The organism is Streptomonospora sediminis (assembly GCF_054778995.1).
Genome location: NZ_BAAGYZ010000009.1, coordinates 1 through 18,148 on the forward strand (window position 1 = coordinate 1; position 18,148 = coordinate 18,148).

Below are 18,148 nucleotides of genomic sequence, written 5' to 3' on the forward strand. Positions count from 1 at the left end.
TGGGTGTTGCATGCGAGTGGTGTGTTGGCGGGGGGTGGTGTGTGGGGTGATGGGTCGGTGTTTGGTTCGGAGTTCGGTGGTGAGGTGGGGTTTGTTGATGCGGGTTCTGGGGTGGTGAGGGTTTCGGATTGGGGTTCGGGTTCGGAGTTGTCGGGTTCGGTTTCCGATTCGGGTTCGGTTTCCGGGTTTCCGGTTTCTAATTTGAATTCGGATTCGGTTTCGGGTTCTGGTTGGGGTTTTGGTGGTGGGTGGCTTCCGGTGGGTGCGGAGGTGGTGGATGTGTCGGGGTTTTATGGGGGGTTGGCTGCGGGTGGGTTTGTGTATGGGCCGGTGTTTCGGGGGTTGGTGGGGGCGTGGCGGTGTGGGGGTGTGGTGTTTGTGGAGGTGGTGTTGCCGGGTGGGGGTGGTGGGGGGTTTGGGGTGCATCCGGCGTTGTTGGATGGGGTGTTGCAGGGGTTGGTGTTGGTGTCGTGGGGTGGGGCGCGGGTGCCGTTTGTGTGGGAGCGGGTGTGGTTGGGGGTTGTGGGTGCGGGGCGGGTGTGGGGGCGTGTGGTGGATCGGGGTGGGGGTCGGGTGTCGGTGGTGGTGGTTGATGGTGGTGGTCGGGTGGTGGTGTCGGCGTGGGGTGTGGTGATGCGTGGTGTGGAGCGGGGTTGGTTGGGTGGGGCGTTGGTTGGTGGGGGTGGGGGGTTGTTGTTGGAGGTGGTGTGGGAGCCGCTGGAAGGCGTGGACGCGAGCGCAGGTGGCGGCGAGATCGCGGTTGGTAGGGACGGGACCTACGAACTCGGCGTGGCTGGGGTAGTGGTTATCGGTGGCACTGATGGGCCGTCGGGTGGGCCTGGGATTCCGTCCGGGTGGCGCGTGGTGTGTCCGGGTGAGCTTGCGTTGCGGGGCCCGGGTGCATTCGTGGGTGAGGGCGGGGCCCGGGATGGCGATGTGGGGGATGTGGTGGTGGTCGCTGTGTGTGGGGGTGGTGGTGAGGCTGCGGTGGTGCGGGTTTTGGGGTTGGTGCAGGAGTTTTTGGTGGAGGCGGGGTCGGGGTCGCGGTTGGTGGTGGTGACGTGGGGCGGTGTTGTTGCGGGTGATCGTGCTTGTGCTGGGCCGGTGGATGGTGCGGGTGCGGCGGTGTGGGGGTTGGTGCGGTCGGTGGTGTCGGAGCATCCGGGTCGGGTGTCCATCGTCGACCTGGACGGTCAGCTGGGGTTTGTGGACGTGGGTGCGGTGCGGGGTGTTGTGGAGGCGGGGGTGGATCAGGTTGCGGTGCGGGGTGGTGAGTGGTTGGTGCCGCGGTTGGGTCGGGTGAGTCCGCCGGAGCCGGGTCCGGTTGGTGTGTTGGTGGGTTCGCCGGTGCCGTTCCGGGCGTTGCCCGAACGCATGGATGAGCCCGGGGAATCGGCTGTTGAGCCGGCTGCGTCGGCCGAGTCCGCTCCGGCCGGGGACAGGGCGGTCGTGGTTTCCGAGGCCGGTTCGGCTTCGGGCGGGGAAGCGGCTGCTCTGCCCGCCGAGCCGGCTGCGTCGGCGTCCGCGCCGTCGCCTGCGTCGTGGTCGTCGAGTGTGGTTGCGGGTGGGGAGTGGCGGGTGGTGTATGGGGAGTCGGGGTCGTTGGGTGATTTGGGTGTGGTGGCGGTGGGTGCGGGTGTGGTGGGTCCGGGTGAGGTGCGGGTGTCGGTGCGGGCGGTGGGGGTGAATTTCCGGGATGTGTTGAGTGTGTTGGGGATGTATCCGGGCCGGTTGGATCCGGTGGGGTTGGAGGGTGCGGGGGTGGTCTCGGAGGTCGGTGCGGGAGTCGAGAGTGTGCGGGTGGGTGATCGGGTGTGCGGGGTGTTTTCGGCGGGGTTGGCCTCCAGCGTGGTGGTGGATGCGCGGTTGGTGGCGCGGGTGCCGGCGGGGTGGTCGTTTGCGGAGGCGGCGTCGGTGCCGGTGGCGTTTTTGACGGCGTATTACGCGTTGGTGGATGTGGCGGGGGTGGTGTCGGGTGAGCGGGTGTTGGTGCATGCGGCGGCGGGTGGTGTGGGGATGGCGGCGGTGCAGTTGGCGCGGGCGTGGGGGTGTGAGGTGGTGGGCACGGCGGGTGAGGCGAAGTGGGGTGTGTTGCACGACCTGGGGTTGGGTCGGGATGAGGTGGCGTCGTCGCGGTCGTTGGAGTTCGCCGAGGTGTTCGGTGGGGTGGATGTGGTGGTGAATTCGTTGGCGGGGGAGTTTGTGGATGCGTCGTTGGGGTTGTTGGGGCCGGGTGGGCGGTTTGTGGAGTTGGGTAAGCGCGATGTGCGTGGGGAGGGGGTTCGCGAGGGTGTGGTGTATCGGGCGTTTGATTTGGTGGAGGCGGGTGTGGAGCGGTTGGGGGAGATGTTGGTGGCGGTGTTGGGGTTGTTGGAGTCGGGGGAGGTGGGGTTGCTTCCTATCTCGGTGTGGGATGTGGGTGAGGTGGAGGGGGCGTTTCGGTTTATGGCGGGGGCGCGGCATGTGGGCAAGGTGGTGGTGCGGGTTCCGCGGGGGTTGTCGGATGCGGTCGTGTCGGCCGGTACGACGGCGGCGGAACAGGCCGCCGGGACCGGCACCGGGTCCGAAGCCGCAACCCCGGAGGAAGCCGCAACCGCCGCGCCGACCTCCTCGGCCTCGTTGACCGCTCCGTCTTCTCCCCTGGTCCTTTCGTCTTCCTTGTCGGTGTGTGGTGGTGGGCGGCCGGTGTTGGTGACGGGTGGTTCGGGTGGGGTGGGGTCGGTGGTGGTGCGGCATTTGGTGGTGGCTCATGGTGTGGGTGATGTGGTGGTGGCGAGCCGGTCGGGTGGGGATGGCGGGTTGGCGGCGGAGTTGGCCGGGCATGGTGCGCGGGTGCGGGCGGTGGCGTGTGATGTGGGGGATCGGGACCAGTTGGCGGGTGTGGTTCGGGATGTCGGTGGGTTGGGTGCGGTGTTTCATGCGGCGGGTGTGGTGGAGGATGCGACGGTCGAGGGGTTGACGGGTGGGCATGTGCGGCGGGTGTTCGCGCCGAAGGTGGATGCGGCGTGGTGGTTGCATGAGTTGACGCGGGATATGGACCTGTCCCACTTCGTCCTCTTCTCCTCCGTAGCGGGCCTGTTGGGCAGCGCCGGGCAGGGCAACCACGCCGCCGCCAACGCCGCGCTGGATGCGCTCGCCGAGCACCGCAGGACCCTGGGCCTGCCCGCGACCTCGCTCGCATGGGGACCGTGGGAAGTCGGCGCCGTCGACCACCTCTCGGAGGCTGACATCCGCCGCATGGCCCGCGCCGGAATGCGGCTCATCGACGCCGACAGCGGTATGGCCTTGCTCGATGCCGCTCTGCAGAGCAGCGACCGGTCGGTGCTCGCGCCGATGCTGCTCGACGGGTCGTCGCTGAGCGAGGAGGACCACGACCGGATCCCCCCGATGCTGGCCGGGCTGATCAAGCCGAAGCGGCGCAGGTCCGCGCAGCGGGCGGAGTCGTCCGGGGACGGCCCGAAGCTGGCGCAGCGTCTGAGCGGGCTCTCCGCGGCGGAGCGGCGGGAGGTGGTCACCGAGGCCGTCCGCGCCGAGGTCGCGGTGGTACTGGGGTACCGCTCCGCCGGTGCCGTCAACACCCGCAGCACGTTCAACGAGCTCGGCTTCGACTCGCTCACTGCCGTCGAGCTGCGGAACCGGTTGTCCGCAACCACCGGGATGCAGCTTTCGGCGACACTGGTGTTCGACTATCCGGACCTGGACGCGCTCACCGGCTTCCTGCTCGCCGAACTCGGGGCTGCGGACTCCGACACTCCGGCCACCGGCACCGCCCCGGCCGGCCCGGCCGCCGCCACTACCCCCGCGGCGCTTCCGGCCGTCCGGAAACAAGCCGCCGACCCGGCGACGGACCCGATCGCCATCGTCGGCATGGCCTGCCGCTTCCCGGGTGGCGCCGATTCCCCCGAAGCGCTGTGGGAGCTGTTCGAGTCCGGTGCCGACGCCATCGGGCCGTTCCCCACCGACCGCGGTCTGACCGGCAACACCAATGGCGTCGGCGGCTTCGTGCATTCCGCCACCCGGTTCGACGCGGACTTCTTCGGGATCTCGCCGCGTGAGGCACTGGCGATGGACCCGCAGCAGCGCATCGTGCTCGAATCGTCCTGGGAGGCGCTGGAACGCGCCGGCATCGACCCGCGCGGGCTGCGCAACAGCGGCACCGGCGTCTACCTCGGCCTCACCAACTCCGCCTACCAGGATGTGGCGGGCGCGCTCGACACCGATTCGCGGAACTTCATGATCACCGGAACCGCGACGAGCGTCGCGTCCGGCCGCGTGTCGTACGTGCTGGGACTGGCGGGGCCGGCGGTGTCAGTGGACACCGCCTGCTCCTCCTCGCTCGTGGCCCTGCACTTCGCCGTCCAGGCGCTGCGCGCAGGCGAGTGCTCCCTCGCCCTTGTCGGCGGCGCAACCGTCATCACCAGCGCCGGCATGTTCGACCAGTTCGAGCTCCAGGGCGGCATGGCCGCCGACGGCCGGTGCAAGGCCTTCGCCGACGCCGCCGATGGGACGAACTGGTCCGAAGGCGTCGGTGTCCTGGTCGCCGAACGCCTTTCGGACGCGCGGCGCGCCGGCCACCGCGTGCTGGCGGTGGTGCGGGGATCGGCCGTCAACCAGGACGGCGCATCGAACGGGTTGACCGCCCCGAACGGCCCGTCGCAGCAGCAGGTGATCTCGCAGGCGCTCGCCGACGCCGGGGTCGCCCCGGGCGAGGTCGACGCGGTCGAGGCGCACGGCACCGGAACCCGGCTCGGCGACCCGATCGAGGCCCAGGCGCTGCTGGCCACCTACGGCCGCGACCGGCCGACCGGCCACCCCCTGCTGCTGGGGTCGGCGAAGTCGAACCTCGGCCACGCGCAGGCCGCGTCCGGCATGGCAGGGCTGATCAAGATGGTTGAGGCGATGCGGCACGGTGTGCTGCCGCCGACCCTGCACGTCGACCGGCCCTCGACCCACGTCGACTGGGACGCGGGCGACATCGAGCTGCTCACCGAGGCCCGCGCCTGGCCGCAGCGCCACCGCCCGCGGCGGGCCGGGGTGTCCGCGTTCGGTATCAGCGGCACCAACGCCCACGTCGTGCTGGAGCAGGCGCCGCCCGCCGAACATGAGGCAACCGGGGCGGCCGGCGGCGCGGAGGGCCCGGCCGCCGAGCCCGCCCCGCCCCTTACGGCCCCGCTCCCGCTCGTCCTCTCCGCCCGCGACAACGCGGCGCTGACCGAGTACGCGGCCAGGCTGCGCGCCACCCTGGCCGGGCGCGGCGACTGGCAACCGGCCGCGCTCGCGCGCTACCTCACCACCACCCGCAGCCGGTTCGACCGCCGCGCCGTGCTGCTCTGCCAAGACCGCGGCGACGTGCTCGACGGGCTGGACGCGCTCGCCGGGAACGGTGAGACCGCCCGGCTGATACGCGGATCGGCACGCCCGCTCGGCAAGGCCGTCTTCGTCTTCCCGGGTCAGGGCACGCAGTGGACCGGGATGGGCAAGGAGCTGATGGCCGAGTCGGCGGTGTTCCGCACCGCGATGGAGGACTGCGCCGGCGCCCTCGCCCCCCATTGCGACTGGTCGCTGCATGATGTCCTCGACCGGCCGGAAGCCCTCGACCGCCTGGATGTGCTGCAGCCGGCGCTGTTCGCGGTGATGGTGTCGCTGGCGCGGCTGTGGCGCTCCTACGGGGTTGAACCGGCCGCCGTCATCGGCCACTCCCAGGGCGAGGCGGCGGCGGCACACGTCGCCGGCGCGCTGTCGCTGGAGGACGCCGCGCGCATCGTCGCCCTGCGCAGCACCGCGCTGCTGGGGCTGTGCGGCAAGGGCGGGATGGTCTCGCTCGCGCTCAACCCCGCGGAGGCCGCAGACGCGATCGCGCCGTGGGACGGCCGGCTGTCGGTGGCCGCGTTCAACGGGCCGCGTTCCACCGTGGTCTCCGGCGACGCCGACGCCGTGGACGAACTCCTCGACAGGTGCGAGCACGCGGAGATCCGGGCGAAGCGGATCCCGGTCGCCTACGCTTCGCACTCGCCGCATATCGACGGGTTGCGGACCGAACTCACCGACGCGTTCGCCGGGATCACCGCCCGGCCCGCCGACATCGCGTTCTACTCCACCGTGCGCGGCGGCAAAGTGGACACGGCGGAGCTGACCCCGGAGTACTGGTACGACAACCTCCGCCACCCCGTCCGGTTCGCCGAGACCGTGCGCCGGCTCACCGACCGGGAGCACGACCTTTTCCTGGAGGTCAGCCCGCACCCGGTGCTGACCTCCGGCATCGAGGAGACGATCGCCGAGGCCGACGACACCTCCGCCATCGCACTGGACACGCTGCGCCGCGACCAGGGCGGCCTGGAGGCCTTCACCGGAGCGCTGGCGCGCGCCCACGCCCACGGCGCCGAGGTGTCCTGGGACGCGGTCTTCGACGGGGTCGCCCGGCGCCACTTCGACGTGCCCACCTACCCGTTCCAGCGGCGGCGCTACTGGCCCCGGCCCGCGGCCGGAACCCAGGGCGGCGCGGAGTCGGCCGGGTTGCGCTCCGCCGCCCACCCGTTCCTCGCCGCGACCGTGGACCTGCCCGGATCCGGCGGTGCCGTGCTCAGCGGCCGGCTCGGGCTGGCCACCCACCCCTGGCTCGCCGACCACGCCGTCGGGGGCATGGTGCTGCTGCCCGGCACGGCGTTCGTGGAACTGGCGATGACCGCCGCCGCCCAGTGCGGATGCGACCGCCTGGACGAGCTCACCCTCGCGACTCCGCTCATCCTGCCGCCCGACGAGGCCCTGCGGGTGCAGGTCGCGGTGGAGGCACCGGACGCGGACGGCGCCCGGACCCTGCGTATCTTCTCCATCCGCGAAGGCGCCGACGACCCGGACGGGTGGAGCCTGCACGCCACCGGCGCAGTCAGTGCCGGCCCGGACCTTGCGCCCGATTCCGGCCTCGCCGAGCCGTGGCCGCCGCCCGGCGCCACCGCGATCGACGTGTCCGGCCTCTACACGAGTGCCGCCGCGGCCGGGCTCGACTACGGGCCCGCGTTCCGCGGTGTCCGGCGCGCCTGGCGGCGCGGCGACGAACTGTTCACCGAGATCGAGCTGCCCGCCGACGAGGCCCCCGGAGCCGACCTGTTCCGGATGCACCCGGCACTGCTGGACGCCGGGCTGCACATCCTGGGCACACCCGGCGGCAGCGGCACCGGCGAAGGCAGCGGCAACGGAGGTACCGACGGCACCAGCGGCATTGGCCACGAGGTCGCGCTGCCGTTCTCCTGGACCGGGGTGCGGCTGCCCGCCGCGGGGCGAACGGCCGCACGGGCCCGGGTCGCCCCGGCCGGGCCCGACGCGGTGGCCATGACCGTGGCCGACAGCGACGGCACCGTACTGGCGTCGGTCGAGCGGCTCATCGCGCGCCCCATCACACCGGAACAGCTGACCGCCGGCGCCCGCGCCGTCGGTGTCCCGCTGCTCACCGTGCAGTGGACCGCGGCCGAGCCGCCGCCCTCCGCCGCCCCGGTGCAGCTCCGTTCGGTCACCATCCAACCGGACGGCGGCGACGCGGCGGCCGCCGCGCAGCGCGCCGCCGCCCGCGCGCTCGACCACGTCCAGCAGTGGCTGGGCGGCGCCGGGCAGGCGGGCGGCAGGCTGGCGCTGGTGACCCGCGGCGCCGTGGCGGCCGTTCCGGGTGAGCAGCCCGACCCCGCCGCGGCGGCCGTGTGGGGACTGGTGCGTTCCGCACAGACCGAAAACCCGGACCAATTCGTGCTTGTCGACACCGACGCCTCGGCCGTACCGCTCGACCGGATCGCCCGCCTGGGCGAACCGCAGGTGGCCGTGCGCGGCGGCCACCTGCTGGTCCCGCGCATGGCGCGGGTGGAAGCCGAAGGCGACTGCGCCCCGCCGCTGGACCCCGGCGGCACGGTGGTGATCACCGGCGGTACCGGCGGGCTCGGCCGCCTGCTCGCGCGGCACCTTGCCGCCCAGCACTCGGTCGCCCACCTGCTGCTGCTCAGCCGCAGCGGCCCCCATGCGCCCGATGCCGCAGAGATCCGCGCGGAACTGTCGGCCGCCGGCGCCGGCGTGTCCATCGTGGCGTGCGACGCCGCCGACCGGGACCAGCTCGAACACGCCCTCGCCCACGTCCCGCCCGAACACCCGCTGACCGGGGTCGTCCACGCGGCCGGGGTGCTCGACGACGGTGTGGTCGCCTCGCTCGCCCCCGAACAGCTCGCCACCGTTTTCGCTGCGAAGGCCGACGCAGCGATGAACCTGCACGAACTCACCGCGGGAGCGGACCTGCGCGCCTTTGTCATGTTCTCCTCGGCCGCCGGCGTGCTCGGGGGTGCGGCCCAGGCCAACTACGCAGCCGCCAACACCTTTCTGGACGCACTCGCCCAGAACCGGGCGGCCCGCGGGCTGCCCGGCAGGTCCCTGGCATGGGGGCCGTGGGCAACCGCGACCGGGTTGACCGGCGGCCTCACCGGCGAGGACCGTTCCCGGATCGCCCGGTCGGGCACCGCGCCGCTGGGCGACGGCGAAGGACTCGACCTGTTCGACCGGGCCATGGACGCCGGCCCCGCGCTGATCGTCGCCACCCGGCTCGACCTCGGCGCGCTGCGGGCGCAGGGCAGCATGCTGCCCGCGCTCTTCCACGATCTCGTTCCGCAGCAGGCGGCGGCCCCGACCGCCGCCGCGGCGCCCGCGGAGGACCTTGCGGCACTCACCCCGGAGCAGCGCGGCCCGGCGGCGCTGGCACTGGTGCGGCGCCAGGCAGCGGCGGTCCTCGGGGTCACCGACCCCACCGGGATCGACGAACAGCGCCCGTTCAAGGAGATGGGGTTCGACTCGCTGACAGCGGTCGAACTGCGCAACCGGCTGGGTACGGCTACGGGCCTGCGGCTCCCGCCGACCCTGGTGTTCGACCACCCCACGCCCAAAGCACTGGCCGAACACCTGCTGGCCGCGGCCGCCCCGGAAGAGGCGGCGCCCACCGCCCCGGTCCTGGACGAACTCGGTCGGGTGGAACGGGCGCTCGAAGGGCTGCCCGAAGACGACCCGTCGCGCGCCGAAGCCGTGGCACGCATGGCCGCGCTGGCCGCCCGCTGGGACAACGGCGGCCGGGAGCCCGGTACCGGCGACTCCGCCCTCGCCGCGGAGTCCGACGACGAGATGTTGCAGAAGCTGGGCAAGCGATACGGAGGCCTGGATGGCCAGTGACGAGCAGCTCCGGTACTACCTCAAGCGTGTTGTCGCCGACCTCGATGACGCCAACGCGCGGCTACGGGAGCACGAGGCAAGGGAAAACGATCCGGTGGCGATCGTGGGAATGGCCTGCCGCTACCCCGGCGGCGCGACCGGCCCCGACGAGCTGTGGAACCTGGTCGACACCGGTCGCGACGCCATCGCGGGCTTTCCCACCGACCGGGGCTGGGACCTGGAGGGCCTGTACCACCCCGACCCCGACCATCCCGGCACCACCTACTCCGCCGAGGGCGGGTTCCTCTACGACGCCGGCGACTTCGACGCCCCGTTCTTCGGGATCTCCCCGGCCGAGGCGACGGCGATGGACCCGCAGCAGCGGCTGACGCTGGAAACGTCGTGGGAGGCCCTCGAAAACGCCGGTATCGACCCCGAGTCGCTGCGGGCCAGCCGCACCGGGGTGTTCGCCGCGCAGGTCTACCACGACTACGCGAACCTTGTGGCAGCCGATGAGCAGGCGCTGGGCCACCTGCACACCGGAAACGCCAGTAGCGTCCTGTCCGGCCGGATCGCCTATTGCCTGGGTTTGGAAGGGCCGGCGGTGTCGGTGGACACCGCGTGTTCGTCGTCCCTGGTCGCCCTGCACCTGGCGGCCCAGAGCCTGCGCAGCGGCGACTGCACGCTGGCCCTGGCCGGCGGCGTGACCGTGCTGGCCACCCCCGGGCTGTTCGTGGCGTTCAGCAAACAGCGCGCACTCGCCGCCGACGGCCGGAGCAAGGCGTTCTCCGACGCCGCCGACGGCACCGGGTTCTCCGAAGGCGTCGGCATGCTGGTGTTGGAACGCCTTTCCGACGCCCGCCGCAACGGCCACCCCGTTTTCGCCCTGGTACGCGGGTCGGCGGTGAACTCCGACGGCGCGAGCAACGGGCTGACGGCGCCCAACGGCCGGTCCCAGCAGCGGGTGATCGGCCAGGCCTTGGCCAACGCGCGGGTGAGCGCCGACAGCGTTGAAGTGGTGGAGGCCCACGGCACCGGCACCGCGCTCGGCGACCCGATCGAGGCGCAGGCGTTGCTGGCCACCTACGGGCGCGACCGCGACCGCCCGGTCAAACTCGGGTCGATCAAGTCCAACATCGGCCACACGCAGGCCGCCGCGGGTGCGGCCGGTGTGATCAAGATGGTCCAGGCGCTCCGGCACGCCAGCCTGCCCAAGACGCTGCACGTGGCGCAGCCCAGCGGAAACGTCGACTGGACGGCGGGCTCGGTCGAGCTGCTGACATCGGCCCGGCCGTGGCCCGCGGCGGCCGGACCGCGCCGCGCGGCCGTCTCCTCGTTCGGTATCAGCGGCACCAACGCCCACGTGATCCTGGAGCAGGCACCCCAGGACGACCCCGCCGACCCCGCCGCGGGCGGTGCGGTCCCCGCGCGTGCGGCACCGGCAACCGTGCCGTGCCCGCTCTCCGCCAAGACCGGTGCGGCACTGCGCGACCAGGCCGCCCGGCTGCACGACCACCTCACCGCCAACCCCGCGCTCGCGCTCACCGACGTCTGCCGCGCGCTCGCGACCCAGCGGCCCGCGCTGGAGCACCGGGCCGCGTTGCTGGCCAAGGACCGCGGCGAACTGCTCACCGCGCTGTCCGGTTTCGCCGGCGGCAACCCGCCCGAAGGCACCGTCCAGGCGCGCGCCCGCACCGCCCGCAAGGTCATGTTCGTCTTTCCCGGGCAGGGCACGCAGTGGCACGGTATGGCGGCCGGGCTTCTGGAGACCAACGCCGTCTTCGCCAAACGCGCCGAGGAGTGTGCCGCCGCCATCGACCCGCTTGTGGACTGGTCGGTGCTCGACGTGCTGCGCGGCGCCCCCGATGCGGCCCCGCTGGACCGAATCGACGTTGTGCAGCCCGCGCTGTTCACCACCATGGTCGCGCTGGCGGCGGTGTGGCAGGAACACGGCGTCACCCCGGCAGCGGTTGTCGGGCACTCGCAGGGCGAGATCGCCGCCGCCTGCGTCGCCGGCGGGCTCACCCTGGCCGACGGCGCCCGGATCGTGGTCGGCCGCAGCCGGCTGTGGCGCAAAGCCGAGGTGGACGGCTGCGGCGGGATGCTGCTGGTCGCGCTGCCCGCCGGCGAGGTGGCGCAGGCGATCGCCCCGTGGGGCGAGCTGCTCGCCATCGCCTCGGAGAACGGCCCGCAGACCACGACCGTCTCCGGTGAGTCGGACGCCCTGCACGAACTCGCCGCCGAACTGGCCGCGCAGGACATCGGAAACCGCATCATCCGCGGTATCAGCGTCGCCGGCCACTCCCCGCAGGTCGACCACGTCCGCGAAGAACTGCTCGACACACTGGCACCGGTCGCTCCGCACGCCTCCGCGGTCCCGCTGTACTCCACCGTGACCGGCGACCTGTTGGCGACCTCGGACATGGACGCCCCTTACTGGTGGCGCAACACCCGCGACCCCGTGCTGTTCCACCAAGCGGTGCGCAACGCGCTGGGCAACGGCGTCGACGGCGTCGTCGAAGTGAGCCCGCACCCAGCGCTTTTGGGCTCCGTTGAGGAGATCGCGCAGGACGCCGGAACCAGGATCGCCGCGACCGCGACGCTGCGACGCGGCGCCGGCGGCGCCGAAGGCCTGATCGGGGCCCTGGCCGAAGCCTGGACGCGGGGCATCGCCCTGGACTGGACGAGTTTCCTGCCCGCGGGCCCGGCAGCCTACGTGCCGCTGCCCACCTACGCGTTCCAGCGCGAACGGTACTGGCCCGCGCCGGCGCCGGCCGCCGCTCCGGCCGCCGGAGCCGCTGGGGCCGGCACCGCCGACGCGTGGCGCTACCGCATCCGCTGGAGCCGGGCGGCCGCCCCCGGCGACGCCGCCCTCAGCGGCCGGTGGCTGCTCGTGGGAACCGGGCGGCCCGAAGAACGCGCCGCCGCCGACGCCATGGCGCGGCGCGGCGCCACCGTCGATATCACCGGCCCCGACCGGATCGGCGTATCAGACGACGGCCAGGCCGACCCGGCCGACCTGGCGGGCGTGGTATCGCTGCTGGCCCTCGACCCCGAGCACGGCCTCGCCGCAACGGTGGCCTTGGTCAACGACCTGGCCGCGGCGGGCACCGCGGCACCGGTGTGGTGCGTGACGCGCGGCGCCGTGTCCGCCTCCGGCGACGACCCGGTCGGCGACTGCGTTCCGGCACGTGTATGGGGTTTCGGCCGGGTCGCCGCGCTGGAGCACCCCGAGCTGTGGGGCGGTCTGGTCGACCTGCCCGAGCCCGCCACCGAGCAGGCGCTGGATCTGATGTGCGCGGCGATCGCGGCCGGCGGCGAGGACCAGATCGCCGTCCGCGGCTCGGGTGTACTGGCCCGCCGGCTCGTGCGGGCGGCCGTGCCCGCCGCACCGCAGAGACGGTGGCGCCCCCGCGGCACGGTCCTGGTCACCGGCGGACTGTCGGGCGTGGGGTCGCTGATCGCGCGGTGGCTCGCCCGCTGCGGGGCCCAGCGCCTCGTTCTGGCCGGCCGCCGCGGTCCCGCCACGCCCGGCGCCGCCGAACTGGAGGCCGAGCTGCGCGCTCAGGGCAGCGACGTCCGCATGGTCGCCTGCGATGTCGGCGACCGCGCCGCCGTCGCCGACCTGCTGGCCACAACCGAGGTGCACTCGGTCTTCCACGCCGCCGGCGCGCTGACCACCGCCGCTGTCGCGGACATCGACCCGGCGCACCTGGAGGAACTGCTCGCCGCGAAAGCGCAGGGCGCCATGCACCTGCACGAACGCCTCGAAACAACCGAACTGGACGCGTTCGTGCTGCTGTCCTCGGGAGCGGGCGTGTGGGGCGCGGCCGGGCAGGGCGCCTACGCCGCCGCCAACGCCCAACTCGACGCGCTCGCCGAACACCGCCGCAGCCGGGGGCTGCCGGCCACGTCGGTGGCCTGGGGCGCGTGGGGCGGCGCCGGAACCCTCACCGCCGATGACGGCGCGGCCGAGTTCATGCGCAGGCGGGGGCAGCGGATGATGGACCCCGACACCGCGCTCTCCGCGCTGCAGGGCGCTCTCGACAACGGCGACACCGCGCTGGTGGTCGCCGACATCGACTGGGAGCTGTTCGCGCCGACCTTCACCATCGGCCGCGCCGCGCCGCTACTGGCGGACCTTCCCGAAGCGCGTGCGCAGTTGCACACCGCTCCGCAGCGGTCCGCCGCCGAACCCGCCGCCGACCCCCGAGACCTCGTACTGCGCAAGGCCGAGCAGGTGATGGGGTTCAGCGCGGCCGGGAAGCTCGACCCCGAACAGAACCTCGCTGAAGCCGGGTTCGACTCGCTGATGTCGATCCGGCTGCGCAACGCCATCGCCGAGGAGACCGGGCTGGAGCTGCCGGCGAACCTCGCTTTCGCGTTTCCCACCGCCGCGGCCGTGGCAGCCCACGTCGCCGAGCGGCTGCAGCCGGCCGCGGCGGGGCCGGGCACCTCCGGCGGTGCAGGCCCCGGCGGGCCGGACACCCTCTACGCCTTCTTCCGTTCGGCGTGGGAGCAGAACCGCACCGGCGCGGGTTACAAGCTGATGCTGGACGCGGCCGACCTCCGCCCGAAGTTCCGGGCGGGCGAGGCCGCAAAGAACCGGGTCGATCCGGTGAAGCTGTCGCGCGGCCCCGCCGAACCGGTCCTACTGCTTTTCAGTACCTTTGTGGCCATCGGCGGGGTGCACGAGTACGTCCGCTTGGCCTCGTACTTCCGCGGCGACCGCGAAGCCGCCGTGATCCAGCCGCCGGGTTTCGAGAGCGAGCACGGCCTGCCCGCCGATGTCGGCGTCTTTCTGGACGCCCAGGCCGAGGCCGTGCTGGAGTACGCGGCCGGCCGGCCGTTCGTACTGGCCGGGCTGTCCTCGGGCGGCACAATGGCCCACGCGGTCGCCGAACGGTTGGAGAGCGGGGGGCACACGGTCGCCGGGGTGGCGCTGCTGGACGTGTACTTCCACGCCGGCGACATCGTGACGCTCTTCGAGGCGGACCTGGATGCGGGGATGTTCGCCCGCGAGGACACCTGGAACCCGATGACCACCGCGCGGCTGACCACGGCAGCGTGGTACCTGGAGATGTTCGGTGAGTGGGTGCCGCCCGCGGTGGCCGCGCCGACTCTGCTGCTGCGGGCCACCGAACCGTTCAGCACCCCCGCAGGCACCCCCGGCAGGGTTTCCCCAGGTGCCGCCGACTGGCAGGCCTATTGGAACCTGCCGCACACCGCGGTCGATGTCCCCGGCAACCACTTCACGATCGTCGAGGAGCACGCCGCCGACAGCGCCCGGGCGATGGGGGAGTGGATGCGGTCGCTGCCCTGAGCGGCGCCGCACGGCGGGTGCGGTCCGCCGCGGCGCCTGCCGGCGCCCTGCGGCGGGCCCGTCTGCGGGTCCGGGGTACATCTGGGATTTTCGCCAGTGCCCGTCCTGGAATCCTGGGCGCGCCGCCTCTGATGCGCAAGGGGATTTCCGTTATGACGCTCGCAGAGACCTCGCCCACTACAGCCGTGGACCACCGCGATCCGCTGATCCGGATGGGGCGGTTGTTCGACCCCGGCACCACCGCACCACTCAACGAGGCCGACGAAAGCGGGGCGCGCTCGGCGCGCGGCTCGATCGCGGGCAGGCCCGCCATCGCGTACTGCACCGACGGCGCGTTCAAGGGTGGTTCCCTGGGATCCGCCGGCTCCCAGCGCATTGTCGACGCGATCGACCTCGCGGTGCGGGAACGCTGCCCGGTCATCGGGCTCTGGCACTCCGGCGGGGCGCGCCTCGCCGATGGTGTCGCCTCCATGGACGGTGTCGGGCGGATGTTCGCGGCCATGACCGCCGCCTCCGGCCGGGTTCCGCAGATCTCGGTGGTCCTGGGGCCCGCCGCCGGGGCGGCTGCGTACGGACCCGCACTGACCGACATCGTCATCATGGCCGATTCCGCGCGGCTGTTCGTCACCGGGCCGGATGTGGTGCGCCAGGTCACCGGCGAGGACATCGACGTGGTCAGCCTCGGCGGTCCCGAGCCGCACGGCGGCAAGTCCGGGGTAGCCCACGTCACCGCGGCATCCGCCGACGAGGCCTTCGACCGTGCGCGCCTGCTGGCGAACCTGTTCGCCGACCCCGGGCTGATCGATCTGCGCTCGGCCGAGCCGCCGTGCGACTTCGCCGACCTGTTGCCGCAGAGTCCGCGCCGCGCCTACGACGTGCTGCCGATCATCCGCCGCCTGCTCGACCCCGGCCGCGGCGGTGCGGCGCCGTTCCAGGAGCTGCAGCCGCGCTGGGCCCCCAACGTCGTCATCGGCCTCGGTCGGCTGGCCGGCCGCACGGTCGGGGTCGTCGCCAACAACCCGCTGCGCAAGGGCGGCTGCCTGGACGCGCTCAGCGCCGAGAAGGCTGCCCGGTTCGTGCGGATGTGCGACGCCCTCGGCGTCCCCCTTGTAGTCCTCGTCGACGTCCCCGGCTATTTGCCCGGAGTCACCCAGGAGTGGAACGGTGTGGTCCGCAGGGGCGCCAAACTGCTCCACGCCTTTGCCGAGGCGTCGGTGCCCCGCGTAACGCTCGTTACCCGCAAGTCCTACGGGGGCGCCTACATTGCCATGAACTCGCGGTCGCTGGGCGCCACCGCCGTCTACGCGTGGCCCGATGCCGAAGTGGCCGTGATGAGTGCCGAAGCGGCCGTTGGTGTGCTCCACCGCAAGACGCTCGCCGCCGCTTCCGAGGCCGAACGCGGCGAACTGCGGGCCCGGCTGGTCGCCGAACATGAGCGGGAGTCCGGTGGTGTGCAACGCGCCCTCGATCTGGGCGTGGTGGACGAGGTGATAGCACCGGAACGGACCCGCGAGCGATTGGCGCACGCGGTTGCCACCGCTCCGGGCGGCCGGGGGCACCATGGCAACGTGCCGCTGTAAACCAGACAAGGGAGATGGGTACCTATGACAACGCCGGTTGACCAGAGTGACGTGTGGTTCCGACGGTTCCAGCCCGCACCCCAGAGCGCGGTGCGGCTGGTGTGCCTGCCCCACGCGGGCGGTTCGGCGAGTTTCTACCTGCCGATGGCGCGCGCGCTGAGCCCGGAGATCGACGTCGTCTGCGCGCAGTACCCGGGCCGGCAGGACCGCCTGCGGGAACAGTGCATCGACACCATCGACGGGCTCGCCGACGAACTGTTCGCCGCGGTCCAGCCCTGGTGCGACCGTCCCATCGCGATCTTCGGCCACAGCATGGGCGCGACCCTGGGGTTCGAGCTCACCCGCCGCATCGAGGCGGAGTCCTCGGCCACGGTGACCAGGTTCTTCGCGTCCGGCCGCCGGGCACCGTCGGCCTTCCGCGACGAGACCGTGCACCAGCGCGACGACGACGGCATCATCGCGGAACTCCAGCGGCTCAGCGGAACCGATACCCGAATCCTCGGCGACGAGGAGATCCTGCGGATGGCCCTGCCTGCGATCCGCGCCGATTACCGGGCCGCCGAAACCTACCGCTACCAGGGAGGGCCCGCGCTTCGCTGCCCGGTGACGGTACTGGCCGGCGACGCCGACCCGAAGACGACGGCCGATGAAGCGCGCCAGTGGAAGGAGCACACGGAAGCCGAGTGCGACGTGCACCTGTTCAGCGGCGGCCATTTCTTCCTCGCCGACCACCAGGCCGAGATCCTCGATCTGATCACCGACCGGTTGGGTTGAGCCGGAGCGGTGCGGGGGTGGCCGCCGGTGAGCGAGCCGGCCACCGCCCGCACCGCGCGGGTTCAGGCCGCCCCGGCGCTCTCAAAGGCGTCGGCCGCGGCCGACGCCCCGCCGGAGTCGCGGATCTGCCGCTGCATCCAGGCGACGCGGTCGGCGATGCCGGGGTCGGTGGTGGCCGCATCGACCGCTTTGCGCACCGCTTCGCCGGTTACCGTTTCGGACGCAAGCCAGGGGCCCAAACCCAGTTCGGCGAAGCGCCGGGCGTTGTCGACCGTTTCGGGCTGGCCCGGCAGTGCGACGGTGGGCAGCCCGCGTTCGAGCGCGGCCATGAGGCTGCCCATGCCCGCATGGCAGACACAGGCGCTGGCGTGGGCGAGCACATCGGCGTAGTTCACCCACGCATGCGCCTCCACGTTGGGCGGCAGGCCGCCCAGTTCGGCCGGATCGAACCGGCCGCCAAGGGTGATCACGACGTGCCACGGGGAGTCGGCGAACGAGTCGACGCATTCGGTGAACACACCGAGCCGCTCGTTGGCCGTGGTACCCAGCGACAGCAGCAGGACGGGGCGGTCGCCTGCGGGCGGTCGCCAGCCCGAGGGTTCACCGCCGCCGGTGGAGGCGCACGGCCCGGCGAACGTGTAGCCCGCGCCGAAGCGTTCGGCCTCTGGTTGGAACGCCCGCGGCACGAAGACGACCGTGTGTTCGCGTGCGTCGGCGGCAAAGCTCTGCGGCGAGGTTCCGGCCATGCCGTGCTGGTCGTAGACCTGCACGAGGGTGTCGCCGAACTCCGCCAAGCGCTTGCGTTCCGCCGCCTCGTCCGGATCGCCGACTCGCATACTCGCCCGGGTGAACGGTTCCTGCTGGATGAAGGTCGGGCAGAGGTGCACGGCGGGCAGGCCGTGGCGCGCCGCCACCGCACGCCCCGTCGACCAAAGCGCCGAGTCGAAGGCCAGGACACCGGGCGGGTCTTGGGCCACGGTCGCGTCGATGCCCGGGGATGCCTTGATCACGCCGAGGAAGACCTGCCTGATCACCTCTTCGTACCCGCTGGACGACAGGTTGGCAAGGGACACCGGTTCGGGCACCGGCGGGTCGAACCGCAGCGGGGTGGCGCCGGCCTGCTCGACCAAGGATGCGAATTTGCCGGAGGTGGCGGCGCGTACGCGCCACCCGCGTTTTACCAGCTCCGAAATCACCCCTAGGCTCGGGAGCACGTGTCCGTAGGCGGGGTAAATCAGGAAGAGTGCGTCGCGCCGACCGGATTCAGATTTCAAGGGCATGGCGGAAATGTATCTCCGTGCCT

5 protein-coding genes and 1 pseudogene are annotated in these 18,148 nt (G+C 72.5%); 5 read left to right on the forward strand and 1 reads right to left on the reverse strand.

The window, feature by feature from the left end:
* Window positions 1-258: 258 nt before the first annotated feature.
* The 5 genes and pseudogenes from ACYVD5_RS02995 to ACYVD5_RS03015 form a co-directional block, all read left to right on the forward strand.
* Window positions 259-2,469 (forward strand): annotated as a pseudogene (locus tag ACYVD5_RS02995) (polyketide synthase dehydratase domain-containing protein); the annotation flags it as partial.
* A complete protein-coding gene (locus tag ACYVD5_RS03000) occupies window positions 2,446-9,189 on the forward strand; it encodes an SDR family NAD(P)-dependent oxidoreductase (protein WP_460999418.1) in 6,744 nt (2,247 codons plus the stop codon). The pseudogene ACYVD5_RS02995 and the gene ACYVD5_RS03000, both read left to right, overlap by 24 nt.
* The gene (locus ACYVD5_RS03005; RefSeq protein ID WP_460999317.1) at window positions 9,179-14,491 is read left to right on the forward strand and encodes an SDR family NAD(P)-dependent oxidoreductase; all 5,313 of its coding nucleotides are present in this window, start codon (window positions 9,179-9,181) and stop codon (window positions 14,489-14,491) included. The genes ACYVD5_RS03000 and ACYVD5_RS03005 overlap by 11 nt, the downstream gene beginning before the upstream one ends.
* A gap of 152 nt (window positions 14,492-14,643) precedes the next feature.
* On the forward strand, window positions 14,644-16,071 hold the full coding sequence (locus ACYVD5_RS03010) for an acyl-CoA carboxylase subunit beta (protein ID WP_460999318.1): 1,428 nt from the start codon (window positions 14,644-14,646) through the stop codon (window positions 16,069-16,071).
* Between the two features lie 24 nt (window positions 16,072-16,095).
* The gene (locus tag ACYVD5_RS03015) at window positions 16,096-16,845 is read left to right on the forward strand and encodes a thioesterase II family protein (protein ID WP_460999319.1); all 750 of its coding nucleotides are present in this window, start codon (window positions 16,096-16,098) and stop codon (window positions 16,843-16,845) included.
* A gap of 62 nt (window positions 16,846-16,907) precedes the next feature.
* On the opposite strand, the gene ACYVD5_RS03020 is transcribed toward ACYVD5_RS03015, so the two are convergent.
* Window positions 16,908-18,125 (reverse strand): macrolide family glycosyltransferase, encoded by a 1,218-nt coding sequence (locus tag ACYVD5_RS03020; protein WP_460999320.1) that lies wholly within the window; start codon window positions 18,123-18,125, stop codon window positions 16,908-16,910.
* Window positions 18,126-18,148: the final 23 nt, after the last annotated feature.